Origin of the sequence: Microlunatus aurantiacus, from assembly GCF_039536605.1 — a bacterium.
Taxonomy (GTDB): Bacteria; Actinomycetota; Actinomycetes; order Propionibacteriales; family Propionibacteriaceae; genus Microlunatus; species Microlunatus aurantiacus.
In genome coordinates, this window is record NZ_BAAAYX010000032.1 from 1 (window position 1) to 2,901 (window position 2,901).

The following is a 2,901-nucleotide window of genomic DNA, read 5'->3' on the forward strand; positions in this document are numbered from 1 at the left end:
TTCTCGCGTTACGGCGCGCTCAGCTCACGATCGTCAACGGCCCCGATCGGTGGATCCGGGCTTAGGCCGTGTCGACGGTGGGCTTCGGCAGCATCCTCCAGCCCGCCGCGGACCTCGGCGATTAGGTCACGCCGGGACCCCAACAGCCACGGCAGCCGGTGCCCAAGTCGGACCAGCACGTCGTCGATTGGCCGGCTGCGCTCCGAGGTCATCACGACGGTTCACCGAGAACCTTGCCGATGCTGCCGGAGAAGGCCGACCAGGCCCGCCGCTCCGCCGCAAGGGCTCGGCGGCCGCCGGCCGTCAGCGAGTAGGTCCGACGTCTGCGTCCACCGACGTCGGACCAGACTCCCTTGATCCAGCCCGCGTCCTCTAGCCGGCGCAGGGCGGGGTAGACGGTCCCGGTCGGCAGGTCCAGGGTCCCGCCGGAACGCTGCTGGAGCGCCTCGATCACCGCGTATCCGTGTGCCGGACCGGTCTCGAGGACGGCCAGCAGAAGGCCGTCGAGGTGGCCCTTCACGCGATCTGTCGCCATGAGTTGGCAGTCTACTCGTCCGGCCTCGGAATCGTCTGCCGGACAGGGATTCCTCGGGGTCGGCTCAGGGTCATCCGACCTTGATGCGTAGACCGCCTACCTATAACGTCAGGGGCCATGACCACTCTTCTCCGGCCTGCCGGCGAGGCGACCCACCCGGGTCGTCGACGAGCCGGGTTCGGCCTCACGCTGATCCTGCTCCGCGTCCTGGCGACCGTCCACGCGCTCCTCGTCCTGTCGCAGCCGGTCTCGATCGGTCAGTACCTGTCCGGGCTCTACGACTGGGTGGGGGTGCACGCGTTCGGGGCGAGCATGGTGATCCTCTCCGCGATGCTGCTGTCGGTCTTCACGATCGGGTATGCCGTGACCGGTGGCCGCCTTTGGGTGGCCGCCGTGGGCCCGGCCCTCTTCCTTGCCGAGGGCCTGCAGATCGGCATGGGCTACCAGCGCAACCTGGCCCTGCACGTGCCGCTTGGAGTGGCGATCGTGGTTGCCACCCTGGTGTTCGCGGGGTGGTCGTGGAACCGGGCGGCGGCGCGGCCGAGGAGCGGACGATGAGGGCGATCAGCCGCCGGAGCGCGCTGACTGGCGCACTCGGACTGGTCGGCGGCGCACTGCTCGGCAGCACCGGAGGATGCGCGAATCCCTCCCGGGACCAGACCGCCCGTCTGCTGTCGAGCACGACACCGCTGCCGGAGCGGTTCAGCGTCCCGTTCGTGGTGCCCCCTGTGAAGCAACCGGTTTCGCGCGCGGGCGGCGCGAGTGCGTACGAGATAGTCCAGCGGCGTGCCGTGCTGGAGATTCTGCCTGGCCGACAGACGGAGGTTCTCGGCTATGACGGTCTGCTCCCTGGCCCGACCATCGTCGCGCCGCGAGGCGAGCAGGTGACAGTCACCCACCGCAACGAGCTCTACCTGCCGACCGTCGTGCACCTGCACGGCGGGCACACAGCGGCGGCGAGCGACGGATATCCGACCGACCTGCTGCTGCCCGCTGCATCGCCGACCGGTCGCCGCCTCTCTGGCCACGCCCACACCACCGGTGGCGCCAGCGGCGTGGTCGCCCGGGGTTCCCGACCGTACGTCTACGAAAACGAGCAGCCAGCCGCCACGCTCTGGTACCACGACCACCGGATGGACTTCACCGGACCTCAGGTCTGGCGAGGGCTCGCAGGCCTGTATCTGATCACCGACGATGCCGAGGAGGCTCTCGGCCTCCCCGCCGGTGATCACGACCTGCCGGTGATGATCATGGACCGGGCGTTCGCGGCCGACGGGTCACTGGCCTACCCGTCGCTGGATCCACGGCTACTGGAGACCCCAGGCGTCCGTGACCCGTACACCGCCGGCGTGCTGGGCGACGTCGTCCTCATCAACGGCCGCCCGTGGCCCGAGCTCGCGGTGGATGCGGCCCGTTATCGACTCCGGATCGTCAACGCCTCCAACGCCCGCCGCTACCGGCTCGGCCTGTCACCCGGTCCGGCCGGTGGCGGCGCACCCTTCCTCCAGGTGGGTTCCGACGGCGGTCTGCTCGCGGCACCGCTATCCCAGCACGAGATCCTGGTGGCACCGGCGGAACGGTTCGACGTGGTCGTCGACTTCGGCGCCTACCCGGTCGGCACCGAGGTGGTGCTCACCAACGCGCTCGGGCTTGGCAGCACCGACGCCGTGATGCGGTTCCGGGTCGTCCGGTCCGTACGGGACGCGAGCCGGGTGCCCGAGCACCTCGCGTGGTGGGAGGCGTTGGAGACCGCCCCGGACACCCCGGTGCGTGAGTGGCGCTTCAGCCGCGGCGGCGCGGGCGGTCCGGCCCACTGGTTGATCAACGGACGGGCGTTCGACCCGGATCGGATGGACGCCCGGCCACGCCTGGACCAGACCGAGATCTGGCGGTTCAGCAGCGATCTGCACCATCCCGTCCACGTGCACCTGTCCCCGTTTCAAGTGCTCCGCCGAGGATCGGACGGACCCGGCCGATGGGACGCCGGCTGGAAAGACACAGTGGACCTGACGCCGACCGAGACAGTCGAGGTGGCAATCCGGTTCACCGAGCACACCGGCCGGTACATGCTGCACTGCCATAACCTCGAACACGAAGACATGATGATGATGGCCGCCTTCGAGACGATGGCCTGAACGAACGCGCATTGCCACTGGAGGCACCGTCGACCCGAAGTTCCAGGGCGATGCTGGTGGGCTGCAGAGCGCTCAACTCGTGCAGGAAGGTGACCGTGGCCAGGGCGTGGAGCCGCGGGCAGGAACCGTTGCGGCGCTCGGCCGGAGCGTACTGGGCAAAGTTGCCTTAGCCCGGATCCACCGATCGGGGCCGTTGACGATCGTGAGCTGAGCGCGCCGTAACGCGAGAAT

At 69.4% G+C, this 2,901-nt stretch carries 3 protein-coding genes; 2 read left to right on the plus strand and 1 reads right to left on the minus strand.

Annotated features, from left to right (window positions below; genetic code table 11):
* Positions 1 to 211: 211 nt before the first annotated feature.
* Entirely contained in the window at positions 212 to 535 is a 324-nt protein-coding gene (locus tag ABD714_RS22265; protein WP_344814660.1) for a PadR family transcriptional regulator, read from the minus strand.
* A gap of 117 nt (positions 536 to 652) precedes the next feature.
* On the opposite strand from ABD714_RS22265, the gene ABD714_RS22270 reads away from it, so the two are divergent.
* Together ABD714_RS22270 and ABD714_RS22275 are read left to right on the plus strand one after the other, a co-directional pair.
* Positions 653 to 1,093, plus strand: a complete 441-nt coding sequence (locus tag ABD714_RS22270) for a hypothetical protein (RefSeq protein ID WP_344814661.1) — start codon at positions 653 to 655, stop codon at positions 1,091 to 1,093.
* Positions 1,094 to 1,149: 56 nt separating this feature from the next.
* The gene (locus ABD714_RS22275; RefSeq protein ID WP_425562443.1) at positions 1,150 to 2,670 is read left to right on the plus strand and encodes a multicopper oxidase family protein; all 1,521 of its coding nucleotides are present in this window, start codon (positions 1,150 to 1,152) and stop codon (positions 2,668 to 2,670) included.
* Positions 2,671 to 2,901 lie beyond the last annotated feature (231 nt).